Annotated in this window: 20 protein-coding genes and 1 pseudogene; 18 read left to right on the plus strand and 3 right to left on the minus strand. The window is 72.7% G+C overall.

From position 1 onward, the window contains the following. The 14 genes and pseudogenes from G9H71_RS25240 to G9H71_RS17250 all read left to right on the plus strand — a co-directional run. A pseudogene (locus G9H71_RS25240) lies at positions 1-100 on the plus strand (bifunctional methylenetetrahydrofolate dehydrogenase/methenyltetrahydrofolate cyclohydrolase); the annotation flags it as partial. Positions 101-157: 57 nt separating this feature from the next. After that, entirely contained in the window at positions 158-424 is a 267-nt protein-coding gene (locus G9H71_RS17190) for a DUF3017 domain-containing protein (RefSeq protein WP_166284000.1), read from the plus strand. A 119-nt stretch (positions 425-543) separates the two neighbouring features. Beyond that, positions 544-1,500: a malate dehydrogenase gene (gene mdh / locus G9H71_RS17195; RefSeq protein ID WP_166284002.1), complete on the plus strand. Its 957-nt coding sequence runs from the start codon at positions 544-546 to the stop codon at positions 1,498-1,500. Positions 1,501-1,558: 58 nt separating this feature from the next. Next, entirely contained in the window at positions 1,559-2,773 is a 1,215-nt protein-coding gene (locus G9H71_RS17200; protein ID WP_166284004.1) for an NADP-dependent isocitrate dehydrogenase, read from the plus strand. 196 nt (positions 2,774-2,969) lie between these two features. After that, on the plus strand, positions 2,970-4,040 hold the full coding sequence (locus G9H71_RS17205) for an FAD-dependent oxidoreductase (protein ID WP_166284006.1): 1,071 nt from the start codon (positions 2,970-2,972) through the stop codon (positions 4,038-4,040). Beyond that, on the plus strand, positions 4,037-5,170 hold the full coding sequence (locus G9H71_RS17210; protein ID WP_166284008.1) for a glycosyltransferase family protein: 1,134 nt from the start codon (positions 4,037-4,039) through the stop codon (positions 5,168-5,170). The genes G9H71_RS17205 and G9H71_RS17210 overlap by 4 nt, the downstream gene beginning before the upstream one ends. Before the next feature lie 104 nt (positions 5,171-5,274). Then, complete coding sequence (locus G9H71_RS25245; protein ID WP_331273074.1) at positions 5,275-5,961, plus strand: NAD-dependent epimerase/dehydratase family protein; 687 nt, start codon at positions 5,275-5,277, stop codon at positions 5,959-5,961. Further along, a complete protein-coding gene (locus G9H71_RS25250; RefSeq protein WP_166284012.1) occupies positions 5,958-6,767 on the plus strand; it encodes a sugar phosphate isomerase/epimerase family protein in 810 nt (269 codons plus the stop codon). The genes G9H71_RS25245 and G9H71_RS25250 overlap by 4 nt, the downstream gene beginning before the upstream one ends. After that, entirely contained in the window at positions 6,764-7,564 is an 801-nt protein-coding gene (locus G9H71_RS17225; RefSeq protein ID WP_166284014.1) for a glycosyltransferase family 2 protein, read from the plus strand. Before G9H71_RS25250 ends, G9H71_RS17225 begins: the two co-directional genes overlap by 4 nt. Then, positions 7,561-7,974 (plus strand): GtrA family protein, encoded by a 414-nt coding sequence (locus tag G9H71_RS17230; RefSeq protein WP_166284016.1) that lies wholly within the window; start codon positions 7,561-7,563, stop codon positions 7,972-7,974. Before G9H71_RS17225 ends, G9H71_RS17230 begins: the two co-directional genes overlap by 4 nt. Positions 7,975-8,283: 309 nt before the next feature. Next, positions 8,284-9,564 carry a hemolysin family protein gene (locus G9H71_RS17235; RefSeq protein ID WP_166284018.1) on the plus strand — a complete coding sequence of 427 codons (1,281 nt, stop codon included), beginning with the start codon at positions 8,284-8,286 and terminating at the stop codon, positions 9,562-9,564. Between the two features lie 65 nt (positions 9,565-9,629). Then, positions 9,630-10,634: a tryptophan--tRNA ligase gene (trpS, locus tag G9H71_RS17240; RefSeq protein ID WP_231134990.1), complete on the plus strand. Its 1,005-nt coding sequence runs from the start codon at positions 9,630-9,632 to the stop codon at positions 10,632-10,634. 36 nt (positions 10,635-10,670) lie between these two features. Then, on the plus strand, positions 10,671-11,204 hold the full coding sequence (locus tag G9H71_RS17245; RefSeq protein WP_331273075.1) for a 2'-5' RNA ligase family protein: 534 nt from the start codon (positions 10,671-10,673) through the stop codon (positions 11,202-11,204). Between the two features lie 42 nt (positions 11,205-11,246). After that, positions 11,247-12,377, plus strand: coding sequence for a YihY/virulence factor BrkB family protein (locus tag G9H71_RS17250; protein WP_166284022.1), 1,131 nt, complete (start codon positions 11,247-11,249; stop codon positions 12,375-12,377). A gap of 31 nt (positions 12,378-12,408) precedes the next feature. Here G9H71_RS17250 and G9H71_RS17255 read toward each other — a convergent pair whose 3' ends face one another. Further along, a complete protein-coding gene (locus tag G9H71_RS17255) occupies positions 12,409-13,737 on the minus strand; it encodes a D-alanyl-D-alanine carboxypeptidase family protein (protein WP_166284024.1) in 1,329 nt (442 codons plus the stop codon). A 68-nt stretch (positions 13,738-13,805) separates the two neighbouring features. Here G9H71_RS17255 and G9H71_RS17260 point away from each other — a divergent pair, with 68 nt between their 5' ends. Then, a complete protein-coding gene (locus G9H71_RS17260; RefSeq protein WP_166284026.1) occupies positions 13,806-14,075 on the plus strand; it encodes an SCO4848 family membrane protein in 270 nt (89 codons plus the stop codon). Here the strand turns inward: G9H71_RS17260 and G9H71_RS17265 are convergent. After that, positions 14,060-14,575, minus strand: coding sequence for a type II toxin-antitoxin system PemK/MazF family toxin (locus G9H71_RS17265; protein WP_166284028.1), 516 nt, complete (start codon positions 14,573-14,575; stop codon positions 14,060-14,062). The genes G9H71_RS17260 and G9H71_RS17265 overlap by 16 nt on opposite strands. Before the next feature lie 139 nt (positions 14,576-14,714). Here G9H71_RS17265 and G9H71_RS17270 point away from each other — a divergent pair, with 139 nt between their 5' ends. Further along, entirely contained in the window at positions 14,715-15,362 is a 648-nt protein-coding gene (locus tag G9H71_RS17270; protein ID WP_166284036.1) for an HAD family hydrolase, read from the plus strand. Positions 15,363-15,370: 8 nt separating this feature from the next. Here G9H71_RS17270 and G9H71_RS24675 read toward each other — a convergent pair whose 3' ends face one another. Next, complete coding sequence (locus G9H71_RS24675) at positions 15,371-16,303, minus strand: collagen-like domain-containing protein (RefSeq protein WP_166284030.1); 933 nt, start codon at positions 16,301-16,303, stop codon at positions 15,371-15,373. Positions 16,304-16,457: 154 nt separating this feature from the next. On the opposite strand from G9H71_RS24675, the gene G9H71_RS17280 reads away from it, so the two are divergent. Together G9H71_RS17280 and G9H71_RS17285 are read left to right on the plus strand one after the other, a co-directional pair. Beyond that, positions 16,458-17,483, plus strand: a complete 1,026-nt coding sequence (locus tag G9H71_RS17280) for an aldo/keto reductase (protein WP_166284032.1) — start codon at positions 16,458-16,460, stop codon at positions 17,481-17,483. After that, positions 17,480-18,319: NADP-dependent oxidoreductase (locus tag G9H71_RS17285; protein WP_331273072.1), on the plus strand; the 840-nt coding region annotated here is incomplete at its 3' end. The genes G9H71_RS17280 and G9H71_RS17285, both read left to right, overlap by 4 nt.

Below are 18,319 nucleotides of genomic sequence, written 5' to 3' on the forward strand. Positions count from 1 at the left end.
GGGTTTCGTGGCCCCCGTGCCCGGCGGGGTGGGGCCGATGACGCGGGCCATGCTGCTGACCAACGTCGTCGAGGCGGCCGAGCGCTCGCTCGCCTCCTGACAACGGGCAGGGCGCGGGGACGGCTGAGGGGCGGCTGAGGGGCGGCTGAGGGGTGTCATGGGGTTGCGGCGCGAGTGGCCGGCGCTGCTCGTGCTCGCGGTGGCGGCGGCGGGCCTCGGCCTGCTCGCCCTCGACGTGGGCGGGCACCGCGGTGGCACGACCCTGCTCGCGGCGGCGCTGCTGCTCGCGGCGGTGCTCCGCGCGGCGCTGCCGACCCGGCTCGTGGGGATGCTGGCCGTCCGGTCACGGGGCCTCGACGCGGCGATGTCCGGCGCGCTCGGCGTCGCGCTCCTCGTGGTCGCCCTCGTCACGCCCAGCGCCTGACGCGTTCGCCGGCGCACGCCCCGGCGCGGGTGGGACGGTGCGCGGGAGATAGCCTGCCGAGCGGGCGCGGGCGCTTTTTCCAGGACGGGACCGGCCCACACTCGACGAGGAGCAGCGACGTGGCGCGTTCGGGCAAGGTGACGGTGGTCGGAGCCGGTTTCTACGGCTCGACGACGGCTCTGCGGCTGGCGGAGTACGACATCTTCGAGGAGGTCGTGCTCACCGACGTCGTCGACGGCAAGGCCGAGGGCATCGCCCTCGACATGCAGCAGTCGCGGCCGGTCGAGGGCTTCGAGACCAAGGTCACCGGCAAGACGACGGGGACCGACGGCTCGGGCTACGAGGTGATCGCCGGCTCCGAGGTCGTGGTCATCACGGCCGGGCTGCCGCGCAAGCCGGGCATGAGCCGCATGGACCTCATCGAGGTCAACGCCAAGATCGTGCGCTCGGTCGCCGAGAACATCGCCCAGCACGCCCCCGAGGCCGTCGTCATCGTCGTGTCGAACCCGCTCGACGAGATGACCGCGCTGACCCAGATCGCGACCGGCTTCCCGAAGAGCCGCGTCATCGGCCAGGCCGGCATGCTCGACACGGCCCGCTTCAGCTTCTTCGTCGCCGAGGCCCTCGACGTCCCGGTCGGGTCCGTCCGCACGCTGACGCTCGGCTCGCACGGCGACACGATGGTCCCGGTCCCGAGCGCGTGCACCGTCGACGGCAAGCCGCTCGCCGACGTGATGGACCAGGCCAAGATCGACGAGCTCGTGACGCGTACGCGCAACGGCGGCGCCGAGATCGTCGCCCTGCTCAAGACCGGCTCGGCCTACTACGCGCCGTCCGCCGCCGCCGCCCGCATGGTCAAGGCGGTCAAGGAGGACTCCGGCGCGGTCATGCCGGTCTGCGCGTGGGTCGACGGCGAGCACGGCATCTCCGGGGTCTACCTCGGCGTCGAGGCCGAGCTCGGCAAGGACGGCATCCGCAAGGTCGTCGAGACGAAGCTGACCGAGAGCGAGCTCGCCTCCCTCAAGGAGGCCGCCGAGGCCGTGCGCGCCAAGCAGGCCGACGTCAAGGACCTCTGAGCCCGGCTCACCCCCACAGCAGAGCAACCCAGCACAGAGACGCAGGGAGAAGCGTTAGATGGCGAAGATCAAGGTCCAGGGGCCGGTCGTCGAGCTCGACGGCGACGAGATGACCCGGATCATCTGGCAGTTCATCAAGGACCAGCTGATCCTGCCGTACCTCGACGTCGACCTGCGCTACTTCGACCTGTCGATCGAGAGCCGTGACGCCACGGACGACCAGATCACGATCGACGCGGCCAACGCCATCAAGGAGCACGGCGTCGGCGTCAAGTGCGCCACGATCACGCCGGACGAGGCGCGGGTCGAGGAGTTCGGCCTGAAGAAGATGTGGAAGTCGCCGAACGGCACGATCCGCAACATCCTCGGCGGCGTCATCTTCCGCGAGCCGATCATCATGCAGAACGTCCCCCGGCTCGTCCCGGGCTGGACCAAGCCGATCGTCGTCGGCCGTCACGCGTTCGGCGACCAGTACCGCGCAACCGACCTCAAGGTCCCCGGCCCGGGCAGCCTCACGCTGACCTACACGCCGAAGGACGGCTCCGAGCCGGTCGAGCTCGACGTCTACGACTTCCCGGGCGGCGGCGTCGCGCTCGCGATGTACAACCTCGACGACTCGATCCGCGACTTCGCCCGCGCCTCGATGCGCTACGGCCTCAACCGCGGCTACCCGGTCTACCTCTCGACGAAGAACACGATCCTCAAGGCCTACGACGGCCGCTTCAAGGACATCTTCGCCGAGGTCTACGAGGCCGAGTTCAAGTCCGAGTTCGAGGCCGCCGGCATCACCTACGAGCACCGGCTCATCGACGACATGGTCGCCGCCGCGCTCAAGTGGGAGGGCGGCTACGTCTGGGCGTGCAAGAACTACGACGGCGACGTGCAGTCCGACACCGTCGCCCAGGGCTTCGGCTCGCTCGGCCTGATGACCAGCGTGCTGCTCAGCCCCGACGGCCGCACGGTCGAGGCCGAGGCCGCCCACGGCACGGTCACGCGCCACTACCGCCAGCACCAGCAGGGCAAGCCGACGTCGACGAACCCCATCGCGTCGATCTTCGCCTGGACCCGCGGCCTCGAGCACCGCGGCAAGCTCGACGGCACCCCCGAGGTCAGCGCCTTCGCCGCGGACCTCGAGCGGGTCTGCATCGAGACCGTCGAGGCCGGCCAGATGACCAAGGACCTCGCGCTGCTCATCGGCAAGGACCAGCCCTGGCTCACCACGCAGGACTTCCTCGCCGCGCTCGACGAGAACCTCAAGAAGGCGCGCGCCTGACGCTCGCCACGACGGTGCCGACAGGGCCGGGTGCACGGAGTTCCGTGCCCCGGCTCTTCCGTCTTTCCCACGCATGATCCACGCCACCCTGGAAGCTGGGTTCGGGAGCGTGCGGCTGGGCTGAAGCACCGCGCCAGCAGGAGGTGCCCGGCTACGCTGAGGAGGGCTTGTCTGCGGGAGCTCGGGAAGGAGCAGTGTGCGGATCGTCGTCGTCGGCGGCGGGTTCTACGGCTGCTCCATCGCTGCCGACGCGGCGCGAAAGGGCGCTTCGGTGACCCTCCTGGAAGCTCGGCCGGGTCTGATGCGGGCCTCGAGCTGGTTCAACCAGGCCCGCGTCCACGGCGGCTACCACTATCCTCGCGCGCTCACCACGGCCGCGCGCAGCCGTGCGAGCTACGCCGACTTCGTGCGGCGCTATCGCGACTGCGTGAAGGACGACTTCCTCTGCGTCTATGCGGTCGCGCGGGGAGGGCTGACCAACGCCCGGAAGTTCCGCCGGGTCATGGGGCTCATCGGAGCGCCGTTGCAGGAGGCGCCGGGACACGTCCGCCGCATGCTCGACCCGGGGCTCATCGAGGCGGTCTGGGTGGCGGAGGAGTCGTCCTTCGACACGGACAAGCTCCGCGCCCGGATGGAGGACGAGCTCGACCTCGCCGGCGTGGACGTGCACCTCGGCGAGCCCGTGACCCGCGTCGAGGAGCACCCGGACGGTGCGGTTGTCCAGACGGTCGCGGGCAGCTACCGCGCCGACTGCGTGTTCGTCTGCACCTACGGTGAGTCGAACGCCGCGCTTCCGGCTGACGTGCGTTTCGGAGAGCTGCGTTGCGAGCCGTGCGAGATGGCTCTCGTCGACCTCCCGTCGGAGCTGCGTGACATCGGGTTCACCGTCATGGACGGCCCCTTCTTCTCGCTCTTCCCCTTCCCGTCGGTCGGCCTGCACACCTTGAGCCACGTGCGCTACACGCCGCACGGGGCGCACTCGTCCTTCGAGGCCGCCGCCGCGGCGGTGAAGTCCGGCCTGCCCAGTCGCGCGAACCGCATGATCCGCGACTCCGCGCGCTATCTCCCCGCGCTCGCTGACGCCGTCCACGTCGAGTCGCTCTGGGGAGTCAAGGTCGTGCCGGCGCGGCGCGACAACGACGACGCCCGCCCGATCGTCCTGCGCAAGTCCGGTGGAGGCCGGGTCGTCTCGATGCTCGGAAGCAAGATCGACAACATCGGGGACGCGCTGAGCGTCGCCGGTGCCTCTGTGGGGGAGCGCGTATGAGCAGCACGGACACGCCTGCGGTCCGGGACGGAGCGGTGCCGGCCGGCGCGGCGACGAGCCAGGCATTCCCGGACGTCGTGGTGCGCACGCGGGCCCCCGCGGCGGGTGCGGTGCAGCCGGCGAGCAGGGGCGGCGCGTTCCTCAGCGTCGTCGTGGTCGTCGGGCAGAACATCGCGCAGGACGCCCGCGACCTCGAGCAGCTCGAGGCGGCGCTCGCCGACGCGTACCCCGTCCACGAGATCGTCGTCGTCGTCCCGCGAGGGGAGGCCTCGGCCGACTGGGCGCGCGACCTGGCTGCCACGCGGCCCAACCTGCAGGTCCTCGGCCTGCTGCACCCCGACCGCGACGAGATCGCCTACACCGCGGGCCTGGACAGCGCGCTCGGCGACGTCGTGGTGACCGCGCGGCTCGGGGTCGACCCCCCTGCGGAGGTGCTGCGCTGCGCGGCGCTCGTTCGCTCGAGCAACGGGGTCGTCGTCGGCGTGGACCAGAACCGCGCGCGGCGCTCCTCCCTGCCGGCACGGCTGGCGCGCAGCGTGGCCAGCCGGAGCCTCGGCCTCGAACTGCCGTCCGTCAGCCTGACGTTGCGTGGCTTCCCGCGCTCCGCCCTCGACGCCTGGCTGCCGCGCCGTGACCGGGACAAGGTGCTGCGGATGCTTCCGGCCTTCTCCGGCTACCCCTACACCGTCATGCCCTACGCATCGGCCGGCGCCGGGCGCGGACACTACCTGGACAACGGCCGGCAGGTCGTCAGGTCGATGTTCTACGTCAGCGCCCGGCCGCTGCGCGCCGCGGTCGGCCTTGCCCTGGCCGCCAGCACGCTCAACGTGCTCTACGCGCTCTACGTGGTCGTCGTGGGGATCTTCTCCGGAGCGGTCGAGGGCTGGACCTCGATGAGCCTGCAGATGAGCCTGATGTTCTTCCTGCTGGGCGTCGTGATCGCGATCATGGCCGAGTTCATGTACCAGTCGCACGTCACCGCGAACGAGCATCCGATCTACCGGGTCTCCTACGAGGCGACCAGCCCCGTGCTGGGAGCGCGCGAGGCGCTGAATGTCGAGGCGGCGGCGTCCGCCGTCCAGGAGGAGCCCGGCGTGGCCGGCTCCACGTCGAAGGGGGAGGGCAACTGAGCACGCAGCATCGCCGGGCACTCGTCGGCTGGACCGGTTTCATCGGCGGCGAACTCGCCCGTCGAGCCGCTCCGGGCGCGAGGTTCCGCAGCACGGACATCGACCTGCTTGCCGAAGCCGACGCCGACGAGATCGTCTGCGCGGGGGCGCCAGCGGAGAAGTGGAAGGCCAACGCCGAGCCCGAGCGCGACTGGGAGAACCTCAGCCGGCTCATCTCCGCACTGGACCGGTCGCGCGCCACGCGCTGCGTTCTGGTGTCGACGGTCGACGTCTTCGCCGACTCGCGGGGTGTCGACGAGTCGACGCCTGCCGACGACGGGCAGGAGCAGGCGTACGGCCGCAACCGCGCGAAGCTCGAGCAGTTCGTCGCCAAGCGCTTCGACGAGGCGCTTATCGTGCGCCTTCCCGGGATGTTCGGGCCGGGGCTGAAGAAGAACCTGCTCTTCGACCTGATCCATCAGCCCCACGAGCGTTTTGCGAACTCCGCTTCCACCTTCCAGTTCTACGACGTACGCGAGCTGTGGGGTCACATCCTGCTCGCACAGGACGCCGGTCTCGGCGTCGTGCACCTCGCGACCGAGCCGGTGTCGGCGGCGGAGGTCGCCCGCGAGTCCTTCGGCGTCGAATACGTGGAGAACGAGCGCAACGAGGCGCACTACGACCTGCGCACCCGCCACGCGGACGTCCTCGCCGGGCGGGACGGCGCGTACCTCCGCACGCGCGGGGAGATCGTCGCCGCCATCCGCAGCTGGGCTGCAGACGAGCTGGCCGAGGCGGGGCCGCGCTCGTGAGCCTCGCCTTCTCCAACATCGCGTGGCCGGTGGAGGACGACTCCGCCGCCTTCGAGGTGCTCGTTGAAGCCGGCTATCCCGGCCTCGAGGTCGCGCCGACCCGGATCTGGGACGAGCCGCTGGAGGTCCCCGCCGCGGAGGTCGCGGCGTTCCGGCGCACCGTCGAGCGGACCGGGCTGCGCATCGTCGCCATGCAGTCGCTGCTCTTCCGTCGCCCGGACCTGCAGGTCTTCGGGAGCGCGGAGTCGCGCAGCGCACTGCACGACCATCTCGCCGGGATGGCCCGGCTCGCTGCCGGCCTCGGGGCGACCCGGCTGGTGTTCGGCTCGCCCGGCAACCGCAAGCGCGGGGACATCCCCATGGCCGAGGCGATGGAGCGTGCCGTCGAGGTCTTCGCACCCCTCGCCAAGGAGGCCGAGGAGGTCGGGGTCTGCTTCTGCATCGAGGCCAACCCGACCGCGTACGGGTGCGACTTCCTGGTGAACGCGGTGGAGTCCACTGCCTTCGTGCGCGCGGTCGGCTCCCCCGGCGTCCGCCTCCACCTGGACTCCGCCTGCATGGCGCTCGGCGGGGACGACGCGGCCGAGCGCGTGCGCGACGGGGCGGACGTGCTCGCCCATGTGCACGCGAGCGCGCCCCAGCTCGGTGAGGTCGGCCCGGACACCGGGGTGGATCACGAAAGGCTGGCCACGGCCCTGCGCGAGGCCGGCTACGCCGGGTCGGTCTCGGTCGAGATGCGAGCGCAGGAGGACCCGGTGGCGGCGGTGCGCCGCAGCTCCAGCTACGTGAAGGACGTCTACGCATGACGCAGATCGCCACGCTCGACACCGCCGGGTGGCAGGTGCCCTCGGGGGAGATTCACGAGCTCGCCCCGCGCTCCAGCCGCTACGCCGTGCTCATCCCGGTCATCAACGAGGGCGAGCGCATCCTCGGCCAGCTGGCCCGGCTGCAGAAGCTCGCCCTCGACGTCGACGTGCTCGTCGCGGACGGCGGCAGCACAGACGGGTCGAACGACCCCGAGCGCCAGCGCGAGCTCGGGGTCCGCGCGCTCCTGGTGAAGCGCGACTCCGGCAAGCTCAGCGCTCAGCTGCGCATGGGGATGGCCTACGCGCTGCGCGAGGGCTACGAAGGCGTCATCACCGTCGACGGCAACGGCAAGGACGACGTCTCGGCGATCCCCGGCTTCGTCGCGGCCCTCGACCGTGGCGCCGGCTTCGTCCAGGGCTCCCGCTTCATCCCGGGCGGGCTCGCGCTCAACACTCCGCCGGACCGCAAGCTGGCCATCACGCTCGTCCACGCGCCGTTGACGACGCTCGCCGCGGGCAAGCGCTACACCGACACCACCAACGGCTTCCGGGGGCACTCGCGCGCGCTGCTGCTGGACCCGCGAGTCGCGCCCTTCCGCGCGGTGTTCGACACGTACGAGCTGCTCGCCTACCTCCCGATCCAAGCGGCGCGCCTCGGCTACGGCTGCACCGAGGTGCCGGTGACGCGGGCCTACCCGGACAGCGGCGACGTGCCGACGAAGATCCACGGGCGGCGTGCCGAGCTCCGGCTGCTCACCATCCTCGCGCGGGCGGCGGCCGGTCGGTACGCGCCGTGAGCGCCCGCCGGGCGCAGCTGGCCGTGTTCGTGCGCTTCGTCGTCGTCAACGGGGCGAACACCGTCCTCTACTACGGGCTGTACCTGCTGCTGCGCCTGGCCATGCCGTACCTCCTGGCCAACGTCGTCGCGCTTGCTGTGGCGATCCTGGTGGCGTTCTGGCTCAACGCCCGCTTCGCCTTCAAGGTCGAGGCGCGTCTGAGCAAGCTCCTGCCGTACGCGTTGTCCAACCTCGCAGGGGCCGCGCTGCGCACCCTGGCGGTGCTCCTCCTCGTCGAACTGGCCCACATGTCAGAGGAGCTCGCCCCGCTCGTGGCGACGGCGTTGACGCTCCCGATCGCCTTCCTGCTCACGCATCTGGTGATGGCCGACCGGCCTGGCCGGCTGGGACGTACCGCCGACGCGGTCTGATCGCAACCGGTGCGGGCCGGCGCCCAACCAAACCTCACGCCGACCGTCTCCTTCCCTGCGGAACAGCACGCAAGGAAAGGAAGTGCCCCATGCCCGGTTCGACGCGTCGCGCGACACTCGTGCTCATCGAGGTCTTCGTCGTTGCCGTCCTCGTCGGCGGGCTCGTCACGGGACGGCTCGGCTGACCCCCTGACCTGACCCACCGGCACTGAGCCGGTGACGGCACGGGCAGGGCCGGCGGCGTTCTAGGCTGCCGACCATGGAGCCCTCAGAGCGCAGCACGCCACGGCCCGGCGGGGAGGCCGTGGCGTGAGCCGCACGGTCGCCGACGTCCTGCTCCTGATCGCGCTGGTGCTGCTCGGGGGGCTGCTCGCGGCCGCCGAGCCGGCCCTCACGTCGCTGCGCGAGAGCCAGCTGCGCGCCATGTCCGCCCGCGGGCGTCGGGGCGCGCGGGTCGCGGCGCTGGCCGAGGCGCCCGAGCGCTTCCAGCCCGCGCTGCAGGTCGGCTCGGTGCTGGCCGGCTTCTTCGCCGCCGCCTACGCGGCCGTCACGCTCGGGGACGAGCTCGAGCGCGGGCTGACCGCGCTCGACGCCGCCGAGCAGCCCGCGCAGGCGCTGGCGGTCGTGGGCGTCACGCTCGCGACCGCGTACCTCGTCGTGCTCGTGCAGCTCACCCTGCGGCGGGTCGCCGCCGCGCGGCCGGAGGCGGTGGCGTACGCGCTCGGCCCGTCGACGGCCCGGCTGGCCACTGCCGCCCGGCCGCTCACCTGGCTGGTCATGCGCCCTGCCGACCTGCTCGTGCGCGCCGTCGGAGCGGGCAGGGGGGCCGAGGAGGAGATTGGCGAGGAGCAGATCCTCGACCTCGTCGCCGGTGCGGAGGCGATCGGGGGCGAGGAGCGCCGTCTCATCGGTGAGGTGCTCGGCGCCGGCAGCCGGCAGCTGCACGAGGTGATGGTGCCGCGCACCGAGGTGGAGTTCCTCGACGGCTCGCTGACGGTGTTCCGCGCGGTCCGGCTGGTGTCGGACAAGCCGCACTCGAGATATCCCGTCGTCCGCGGCTCCGCCGACGACGTCGTCGGCTTCGTCCACGTGCGCGACCTGTTCGACCCGGCCACGAGCAGCAACGCCCGGCTCGAGGAGCTCGCCCGCCCGGTCCTGCTGCTGCCGGGCACCAAGCAGGTGCTGCCGACCCTGTCGGAGATGCGGCGGGCCGGCCAGCACCTCGCGATCGTCGTGGACGAGTACGGCGGCACCGACGGCATCGTGACGCTCGAGGACCTGGTCGAGGAGCTCGTCGGCGACATCCGTGACGAGTACGACGTCGACGCCGGGGAGGCGCGGCAGGACGGGCCGGCCGAGGTCGACGGGCTGCTCAACCTCGACGACTTCGCCGAGCGGACGGGCCTCGAGCTGCCCGAGGGGCCCTACGAGACCGCGGCCGGCTTCGTCATGACCACGCTCGGGCGCATCCCGGCGGTCGGCGACGCGGTCGAGGTGGCGTCCCACCGGCTGACGGTCCGGGAGATGGACGGCCGGCGCGTCGCCCGCATCGAGGTGCGCCCCGGTGCGAGCCCGGGTGCCGCCACGTGAGCTGGCGTGACCCGTCGTGGCCAGGTGGGTCTGAACGCGTCGTCGCCAGTGCAAGAATGGAGCCCATGTCGTTGCCCCGCGTCTTCTCGGGCATGCAGCCCACGGCCGACTCGCTCCATCTGGGCAACTACCTCGGTGCCCTCACGCAGTGGGTCAAGCTCCAGGAGACCCACGACGCGTTCTACTGCGTCGTGGACCTGCACTCGATCACGGCGGACTTCGAGCCGGAGGTGCTGCGCCAGCGCACCCGGGTGACGGCCGCGCAGTTCCTCGCCGGTGGCGTCGACCCCGAGCGCAGCACGCTGCTGGTGCAGAGCCACGTCGCCGCGCACGCCGAGCTCAGCTGGGTCCTGACCTGCCTGACCGGCTTCGGCGAGGCCAGCCGCATGACGCAGTTCAAGGACAAGTCCCAGCGCTACGGCACGGACCGCTCGGGCGTCGGGCTCTTCACCTACCCGATGCTCATGGCCGCGGACATCCTGCTCTACCAGAGCCACCGGGTCCCGGTCGGCGAGGACCAGCGCCAGCACCTCGAGCTCACCCGCGACCTGGCCCAGCGCTTCAACACCCGCTTCGGCGAGACGTTCGTCGTCCCCGAGCCCTACATCGTCAAGGGCACGGCCAAGATCTACGACCTGCAGACGCCGGACAAGCAGATGAGCAAGTCCCTCGGCGGCAGCGGCTGCCTCTACCTGCTCGACGAGCCCAAGGTCAACGCCAAGAAGATCCGCAGCGCCGTCACCGACACGGGCCGCGAGATCCGGTTCGACCCGGCCGAGAAGCCCGGCATCAGCAACCTGCTCACGATCTACTCCGCCCTGTCCGGGCAGACCGTCGAGCAGCTGGAGGCCGCGTACGACGGCAAGGGCTACGGCGACCTCAAGAAGGACCTCGCCGAGGTGTTCGTCGAGTTCGCGACGCCGTTCCGGGACAAGGTCCGCCAGATCGTCGCGGACACCGAGGGGCTCGACGCGGTCCTGGCCCGCGGCGCCGAGCGCGCCCGGACCGTCGCGGGGGAGACGCTCGCGACGGCGTACGACCGGGTCGGGTTCCTCCCGGCGAAGCGCTAGGGCAGAGCACTGCGCACCATCGGCGTCGCGATCGCCATCCCCGAGCCGTGGGGTGGCGAGCTCCAGCGCTACCGCAGGGCCTTCGGCGACCCGCTCGCCGACGCGATCCCCACCCACGTGACGCTCGTCCCGCCGACCGACGTCGAGGACGAGGCGCTGCCCGGCATCGAGGAGCACCTGCGGGCCACGGCCGCGCAGGAGGAGCCGTTCGACCTGCACCTGCGCGGCACCGGCACCTTCCGGCCGGTGTCGCCGGTGGTCTTCGTGCAGCTGGCCCTTGGGATCAGCGCGATCGAGCGCATCGAGGAGCTCGTACGCCGCGGCCCGCTCCACCGTGAGCTGAGCTTCCCGTTCCACCCGCACGTCACGGTCGCGCACGACCTGCCCGACGAGGCGCTCGACCGGGCCTACGACGAGCTGGCGACGTACGAAGCGCGGTTCGTGGTCTGGGGGTTCAGCCTCTACGAGCACGGGCCGGACGGGGTGTGGCGGCCGCAGCGCGACTTCGTGCTGGGCCGGCAGCTGCCCGGCCCGGGCCTGCCGGCGGAGGGCGTGGGCGCGGCCGGCTGAGCGGCGGGGGTGATCCAACCGGCCGCGGGGTAGTGACGGCGCATGCCCGCAGTCGTCGACAAGGCCAAGGACACGGCCCACGAGGTCCGCACGCGGTGGCCGATCCTGGACCACGCGCTGCGGATGAACAAGCACTACGGCAAGGTGCGCGGCGGCGCGCTGGCCGGGGCCGTGACGTACTTCGGCTTCCTGTCGTTCTTCCCGCTCATCGCGCTCGCCTTCTCCGTCGTCGGCTTCATCGCCGACGCCTATCCCGACGCCCAGCAGGACATCCAGGACACGCTGCAGGAGACGTTCCCCAGCCTGATCGGCACCGGCGAGGGGCAGATCAACGTCGAGACGTTCGCCAACGCGAAGGCCGGCGCCGGCCTCGTCGGCCTCGTCGGCCTGCTGTACGCCGGGCTCGGCTGGCTGGACGCGCTGCGTGAGGCGCTCCGCCAGGTGTGGGGGCTGACGACCGGCGGCGGCAACTTCGTGGTGAAGAAGGTCGTCGACGTCATCGTGCTCGTCGTCTTCGGCACCCTGGTGCTGGCCACGACGACCGTCTCGAGCTTCACCACGAGCCTGTCCGGGACCGTGCTGGGCTGGTTCGACCTGGACGGGAACGTCGGCGCGGCCGTCCTGCTGCGGGTGCTCGGCATCTCGATCGCCGTGATCGGCAACACGACCGTGCTGCTCTTCGTCTTCACCCGCCTGCCCGGCCACCGGCTCCCGTGGCGCAACACCTGGCACGGCGCGCTGCTCGGCGGCATCGGCATCGAGGTGCTCAAGCAGCTCGGCACGACCTTGATCGGCAACACGACGAGCAACCCGCTCTACGCGTCCTTCGCGGTCGTCGTCGGCCTGCTCGTGTGGATCAACTTCATCAGCCGCGTCATCCTCTACGCCGCGTCCTGGGCGGCCACGGGGCCCAAGGCGACGCTGGAGGCGCTGACCGTCGCCGAGGCCGACGTGCTGAGCGAGGAGGAGGCGAAGGTGGTCTCCGGCAAGCCGCTGCCGCAGGCGGTCGCCGCCCGGGACAAGCTGCGCGCGCGCAACGCGCGTCGCGACCAGGCCGCGGCGGAGGCGATCCGGGGGAGGTACGGGCTGCCGGTGGGGCTGAAGAAGCGGGCCGCGGCGTTCCTCGGCGTGGTCGCGCTGGTGTCGGTGCGGCGACGCGCGACGCGGCCCTGACTTTGCGGGGGCGCCGCCAACGCGCTCGGCGTCAGCGCACCGGCAGGCGGGGGCCCGCGACGTCCCGGGCCGGACGCGGCCCCGGCGCGGACGTCGGAGCGGGTCGGCGCGGCGGGCCGACGACGCGCTGCTGGGCGAGCCGGCGGCGTCGCTGCCGGCGCCGGTAGAGCACACGCAGCCGCAGCCCGGCCACCGTCGCCCACAGCACCGCGAGCACGCCGAGCACCGTGCCCAGCCAGCCGCTGCCCGAGCCGGTGACCTGCGCCCGGGCCGCCGGGGCAGGGGCCGGCGCGGGGGCGAGGGTGGGCGCGACGCTCGGCGCGGCCGCCTCCACCGCGGGGGCGCCCGGCTCGACCAGCTCGCCGACGGCGTGCGCCGCCGCCCCGTGCCGGAAGTACCAGTCCGAGAGCTGCACGGCCTCCTGCCAGCCCTGTGCGGCGCCGAGGAGCGTGACGATCACCGTCCGGCCGCCGCGCTCGGCGGCGGCGATGATCGTGTTGCGGGCCAGCGTCGTCCAGCCGTTCTTGATGCCCAGCGCGCCGTCATAGTTCAGGACGTACTTCTGGTGGGACCAGAGCTCGAACGTCGGGCGCCGCTTGCCCTTCTTGACCATCTTGCCCGGGAACGGGGTCGAGACGGTCTGTGCGTAGCCCATGATCGCCGGGTTCGCGAGCGCCGCCCGGCCGAAGAGCGCGAGGTCGTACGCCGAGCTGACCTGGCCGTCCTCGTCGAGGCCCTCGGGGCTGACGGCGTGGGTGTCGAGCGCCTGCAGGTGGTCGGCGAGCGCGTTCATCTCCGCCACCGTCTGCGCGACGCCGCCGTTGAGCGTCGCGAGCCCGTGCGCGGCGTCGTTGCCGCTGGCGAGGAAGAGCGCCTGGAACATCTGCTCGACGGTGTAGGTGCCGCCCGGCACCATCCCGGCCTTCGAGCCCTCGATGTTCGCGTCGTCCGCGCTCGCGGTGTAGACCGTCTGCGGCGCCAGCTTGGGCTGCAGCGTCAGCGCGGTCAGCGTCTTGAGCGTGCTCGCCGGGCGCAGCCGCTTGTGCGGTGCCTTCGTCGCGAGCACCTCGCCGGTGTCGGCGTCGGCGACAACGTACGCCTTCGCCGTGATCTTGGGCGGGCGTGGGACGCCGGCGGGCAGGTCGACGACGACGCGTCCGCCCTTGAGCAGCGGGCCGCCGACGGGGTCGGATGCCTTGACGGATGCCGGGTCGGATGCCCGGGCGGATGCATGGCCGGCTGTGTGGCCGGCCGCCACCGGCGCGCCGGCCTCCGCCACGGGCGCGGCGAGCAGGCCGAGGCTGCAGGCGGCGACCGCCGCGAGCGCGGCCCGGCCGCCGCGTACGAGGATCCCGGACATCGGGCCAACGCTAGCCCGCGCGGGGGCGTCCGGGGGCGCTCCGACACGGGCGGGGGGAGAATGCGCCGGTGGTTCTGTCGCGGCGCGCTTCGTGGTTCCTGCTGGCCGTCGGCGGATGGACGTGGCTGATCTGGCCGCGCTTCCTGCGCGCGATCTGGGCCGACGACCGCTCCTGGGACGACGGCCCGACCTCGTTCTTCCTCGTCCACGCGGTGCTGATCGGCACCTCGCTCGCGATCGGCACCGCGGTCGGGTGGATCGGGTGGCGGGGCGTACGGGCGGGCCGTCGGCGCGCAGTCGCCGGCCCGGACCCGGCGCCGCTTCAGCGCCAGCCGTAGTCCTTGCGCAGCTCGGCGGCGACCGAGTCGAAGCGCCGCCGGTCCAGCACCGCGCCCTCGCGGCGGATCGCGCGCTCGTCCATCTCCAGCACCCGGTCCAGCCGCACCCAGCTCGGGCGCCCTTCCCTGTCCCAGGCGCCGGGCCCGAGCCCCAGCCAGTCGCGCTGGCCGTCCCGCTCGGACTGGCTCGACAGCATGAGGCCCAGCACCGTCGAGCCCTGCCGCCCGACCACGAGGACCGGTCGGTCCTTGCCCCGGCGGGGGTCGTCCTCGTACGCCACCCACGCCCACACGACCTCGCCCGGGTCGGCGCGGCCGTCGAGGGCGGGGGAGTACGAGACCGCCCGCCCGGCGTGCTTGCGCGCGGGGACCGTGGTGGTCGAGGCCGACGTCCTCGCCGGCGACGGGGCCGCCGGGCGGGCTGCCCTCCGCGCACGGCCGGGGCGCGGGACGAGCCGGTCGAGCAGCCGGCCGAGCAGGGCGTAGCGGGAAGTTGCCATCGTGCTGGGACACTAGCCGCCGGCTGGAGATCGTCCGGCTCCAGCGGTTGTCCCGGCAGCCGCGGGGCACGAATGATCATGACAAGTCAAGGGGGAGCCGGACGTGACGGTGGCAGCGGGCGAGGGCGTCGTCTTCGACATGGACGGCGTGCTCATCGAGTCCGAGGAGCTGTGGGACGAGATCCGGCGCGGCCTCGCCGCCGACGCCGGCCGCCCGTGGCCGGCGGACGCGACCCGCGCCCAGCAGGGCATGAGCACGCCGGAGTGGGCGCGCTACCTCGCAGGGACGGTCGGCATTGCCGGTACGCCCGAGCAGATCGCGCGCACGGTGATCGACCGGCTCGCCGCGGCCTACGAACGGGAGCTGCCGTTGATCCCCGGGGCCGTCGAGGTGGTGGCCCGGCTGGCCGAGCGGTGGCCGCTGGGCCTGGCCTCGTCGTCCCCGCGCCGGCTGATCGACTCGGTGCTGCACGCGGCCGGGCTGACCGGCAGCTTCCGGGTGACGCTGTCCACCGAGGAGGTCGCGGCGGGCAAGCCCGACCCGGTCGTCTACCGCACCGTCGCGCAGCGGCTCGGCCTCGACCCATCGCGCATGGTCGCCGTCGAGGACTCGAGCAACGGGCTGCGCTCCGCGTCCGCCGCGGGTATGAAGGTGCTGGCCGTCCCGCACTCCGCCTTCCCGCCCGCCGCCGACGCCCTCGCGCTCGCGGACGTCGTCGCGGAACGGCTGACGGACGTCACGCCGGAGCTCGTCGCGCGCATGCTGGCGCCGACGAGCTCCGGGTGAGGCGCCGCTCAGCTCACCGGGGTCGCGAGGACCGACGCGCGCACCGTGTAGCCGGTCAGGTCCTGGTCCGGGGAGGCCACCCAGAAGCCGACCCGGTCGGCCGCGGCCTGCGTCACCCAGCCATTGCCGCACGCCGGCGTGAGCGTGTCGAACGCGCACCGGAGGCCGAGGTAGTAGCGCGTCTCGCCGTTGATGACGGCGCCGAACGCAAGGTACGCGCCGGGGACCGCGACCGGGTTGCCGCTGGGGTCGAGCAGCTGCGCGATGACCTGCTTGTAGGTCAGGTCCCGCCCGGACGGGGCGTACCCGGGGTGGGCCAGGTCCTCGGAGATCGCCTCCTCCTCGTAGAGGCTGAAGGTCTGCTCGTGTGCACTGTTGCCGGGCTTGAGCGTCACGGAGCGGTCGTACGCGATGGTGGCCGGGCCGGCGGGGCCCTGGGCGCCGGTCTCGCCCTGGAGGCCGCGCGGGCCCTGGACCCCCTGCGGGCCGGGGTTGCCCTGCGGGCCAGCGACGCCGGGGTCGCCCTGCGGGCCAGCGACGCCGGGGTCGCCCTGGGGGCCCGGAGCCCCGGCCGCGCCGGTCTCGCCCGGTGCCCCGGCCGCGCCGGTCTCGCCCTTGGCCCCGGTGGCCCCCGTGGCGCCGGTGTCGCCCTTCGGTCCTTGGGCCCCCGTCGCGCCGGTGTCGCCCTTCGGGCCCGGAGCGGCCGGGGCCGTCGTGGTGTCACCGGACGTGTTCCACGCGACGGGCTTCTCGCCGGGCTTGCAGGCGGAGGTCTTGCCGGTGTTGAGGTGCAGGTCACCCGTGCGCACGTTGTAGCAGGCGTTCAGGGTGCGGTTCAGGCCGGCGCTCGACACTGCCTGGGCCGTTCCGAGGCCGAGGCCCGAAAGGGTCAGGACGGCGACGCCGGAGAGGGCGAGGGACTTGCGCGCGGTCTTGTTCATGACGGGCTCCTGGACGGGTAGGGCAAGGCGCCTGACTCATCGGGCACTGGTCGCCGCTCCTGAGGAACCCGTTCGACGCCGCGGACAAGCACAGTGGGAAATTGCTCTCAGCAACCGAGGCGTCGGCCTCCCTCACGTGGGCAAGGGGACGGCCATGGAGATGAGAACCCTCGGGCGTACCGGCGTCAAGGTCAGCCCGCTCTGCCTCGGCGCGATGATGTTCGGCCAGTGGGGCAACCCCGACCACGACGACTCGGTGCGGATCATCCACTCCGCGCTCGACGCCGGCATCAACTTCGTCGACACCGCGGACGTCTACTCCCGCGGCGAGTCCGAGGAGATCGTCGGCAAGGCCCTCGTGGGCCGGCGCGACTCGGTCGTCCTCGCGACCAAGGTGCACGCCCCGATGAGCGACGACGACCCCAACGCGCAGGGCAACTCGCGCCGGTGGATCACCCAGGAGGTCGACAACAGCCTGCGCCGGCTGCAGACCGACTGGATCGACCTCTACCAGGTCCACCGGCCGAGCCCCGACACCGACATCGACGAGACGCTCGGCGTGCTCACCGACCTCGTCCGCGCCGGCAAGATCCGCTACTTCGGCTGCTCTACATTTCCGGCATCGGAGATCGTGGAAGCGCACTGGACGAGTGAGCGACGGGGTCGGGAGCGCTTCGTCACCGAGCAGCCGCCCTACTCGCTGCTCGTACGCGGCATCGAGCGCGAGGTGCTTCCCGTCGCCGAGCGCTACGGCATGGGCGTCATCCCGTGGAGCCCGCTGGCCGGCGGCTGGCTCACAGGGAAGTACCGCAAGGGCCAGGACATCCCGCAGAGCGGGCGCGCCGAGCGCATGCCCGCACGCTATGACCTGTCACTGCCGGAGAACCAGCGCAAGCTCGACGCGGCCGAGGCACTCGCCGTGCTGGCGGAGGAGGCGGGGCTCTCGCTCATCCACCTGGCGCTCGCCTTCGTGGCCCAGCATCCCGCGGTGACCGCCCCGATCATCGGCCCGCGCACGATGGAGCAGCTCGAGTCCCAGCTCGGCGCCGCAGACGTGAAGCTGAGCTCGGACGTGCTCGACCGCATCGACGAGATCGTGCCGCCGGGGACGAACATCGCAGCCGCGGACGCCGGCTACCAGCCGCCGTCGCTGGCCGACGCCTCGCTGCGCCGCCGGTGACGGGCATCCGTGCGGTCGGCATCCCGCGCACCGGTGGGCCGGAGGTGCTCGAGATCGTCGAGCTCCCCGTGCCCCAGCCGGGGCCCGGGGAGCTGCGCATCCGCGTGACCGCCGCCACGGTCAACCCCACGGACGTGGGCCTGCGCGAGATGGGCGCGGACCTGCCGACGCCGTGGGTGCCGGGCATGGAGCTCGCGGGAGTCGTCGACGAGGTGGGCGAGGGCGTCACGCTCCCGCTGGGCACACCGGTGATGGCGATCGTGAGCCCCCGCCGCCCGCAGGGCGGCGGGCAGGCCGAGCTGGTGGCCGTCCCGCAGGAGTCGGTGGCGCCGGTGCCGGAGGAGACGTCCGACGTCGAGGCCGCGACGCTGCCGATGAACGGTCTGACCGCGCGGCTGGCACTCGACCGGCTGGCGCTCCCGGCCGGCGCGACGCTCGGGGTGACGGGCGCGGCCGGAGCCCTGGGCGGCTACGTGATGCAGCTCGCCAAGGTCGAGGGGCTGCGCGTCGTCGCGGACGCGAAGCCGGAGGACGAGCCCCTCGTCCGCGAGCTGGGCGCCGACGAGGTGGTGCCGCGATCCGACGACCCCTCCGCCGCGTACCGGAGAGCGGTGCCCGTCGGGCTCGACGCCGTCGTCGACACCGCGCTGCTGCACGAGGAGGTGCTCGGCGCCGTACGTGACGGCGGCGGCCTGGTGACCGTCCGCGGCTGGAGCGGGCCGAGCGAGCGGGGGATCGTCGTGCACCCCGTGCTCGTCCGCGAGTACCTGCACGAGCAGGCGAAGCTGGCCGAGCTCGGGGCGCTCGTCGAGCAGGGGCGGCTGACCCTCCGGGTC

Source organism: Motilibacter deserti (assembly GCF_011250635.1).
Taxonomy (GTDB): domain Bacteria; phylum Actinomycetota; class Actinomycetes; order Motilibacterales; family Motilibacteraceae; genus Motilibacter_A; species Motilibacter_A deserti.

What these genes read in the sequence shown, in the direction of transcription:
- G9H71_RS17250 (WP_166284022.1), top strand. Translation starts at nt 11,247, where the DNA reads ATGCCCGCAGTCGTCGACAAGGCCAAGGACACGGCCCACGAGGTCCGC.
- G9H71_RS17270 (WP_166284036.1), top strand. Translation starts at nt 14,715, where the DNA reads ATGGACGGCGTGCTCATCGAGTCCGAGGAGCTGTGGGACGAGATCCGG.
- G9H71_RS17265 (WP_166284028.1), bottom strand. Translation starts at nt 14,575, where the DNA reads ATGGCAACTTCCCGCTACGCCCTGCTCGGCCGGCTGCTCGACCGGCTC.
- G9H71_RS17280 (WP_166284032.1), top strand. Translation starts at nt 16,458, where the DNA reads ATGGAGATGAGAACCCTCGGGCGTACCGGCGTCAAGGTCAGCCCGCTC.
- G9H71_RS17255 (WP_166284024.1), bottom strand. Translation starts at nt 13,737, where the DNA reads ATGTCCGGGATCCTCGTACGCGGCGGCCGGGCCGCGCTCGCGGCGGTC.
- G9H71_RS17210 (WP_166284008.1), top strand. Translation starts at nt 4,037, where the DNA reads ATGAGCAGCACGGACACGCCTGCGGTCCGGGACGGAGCGGTGCCGGCC.
- G9H71_RS17200 (WP_166284004.1), top strand. Translation starts at nt 1,559, where the DNA reads ATGGCGAAGATCAAGGTCCAGGGGCCGGTCGTCGAGCTCGACGGCGAC.
- G9H71_RS17225 (WP_166284014.1), top strand. Translation starts at nt 6,764, where the DNA reads ATGACGCAGATCGCCACGCTCGACACCGCCGGGTGGCAGGTGCCCTCG.
- trpS (WP_231134990.1), top strand. Translation starts at nt 9,630, where the DNA reads ATGTCGTTGCCCCGCGTCTTCTCGGGCATGCAGCCCACGGCCGACTCG.
- G9H71_RS24675 (WP_166284030.1), bottom strand. Translation starts at nt 16,303, where the DNA reads ATGAACAAGACCGCGCGCAAGTCCCTCGCCCTCTCCGGCGTCGCCGTC.
- G9H71_RS17190 (WP_166284000.1), top strand. Translation starts at nt 158, where the DNA reads ATGGGGTTGCGGCGCGAGTGGCCGGCGCTGCTCGTGCTCGCGGTGGCG.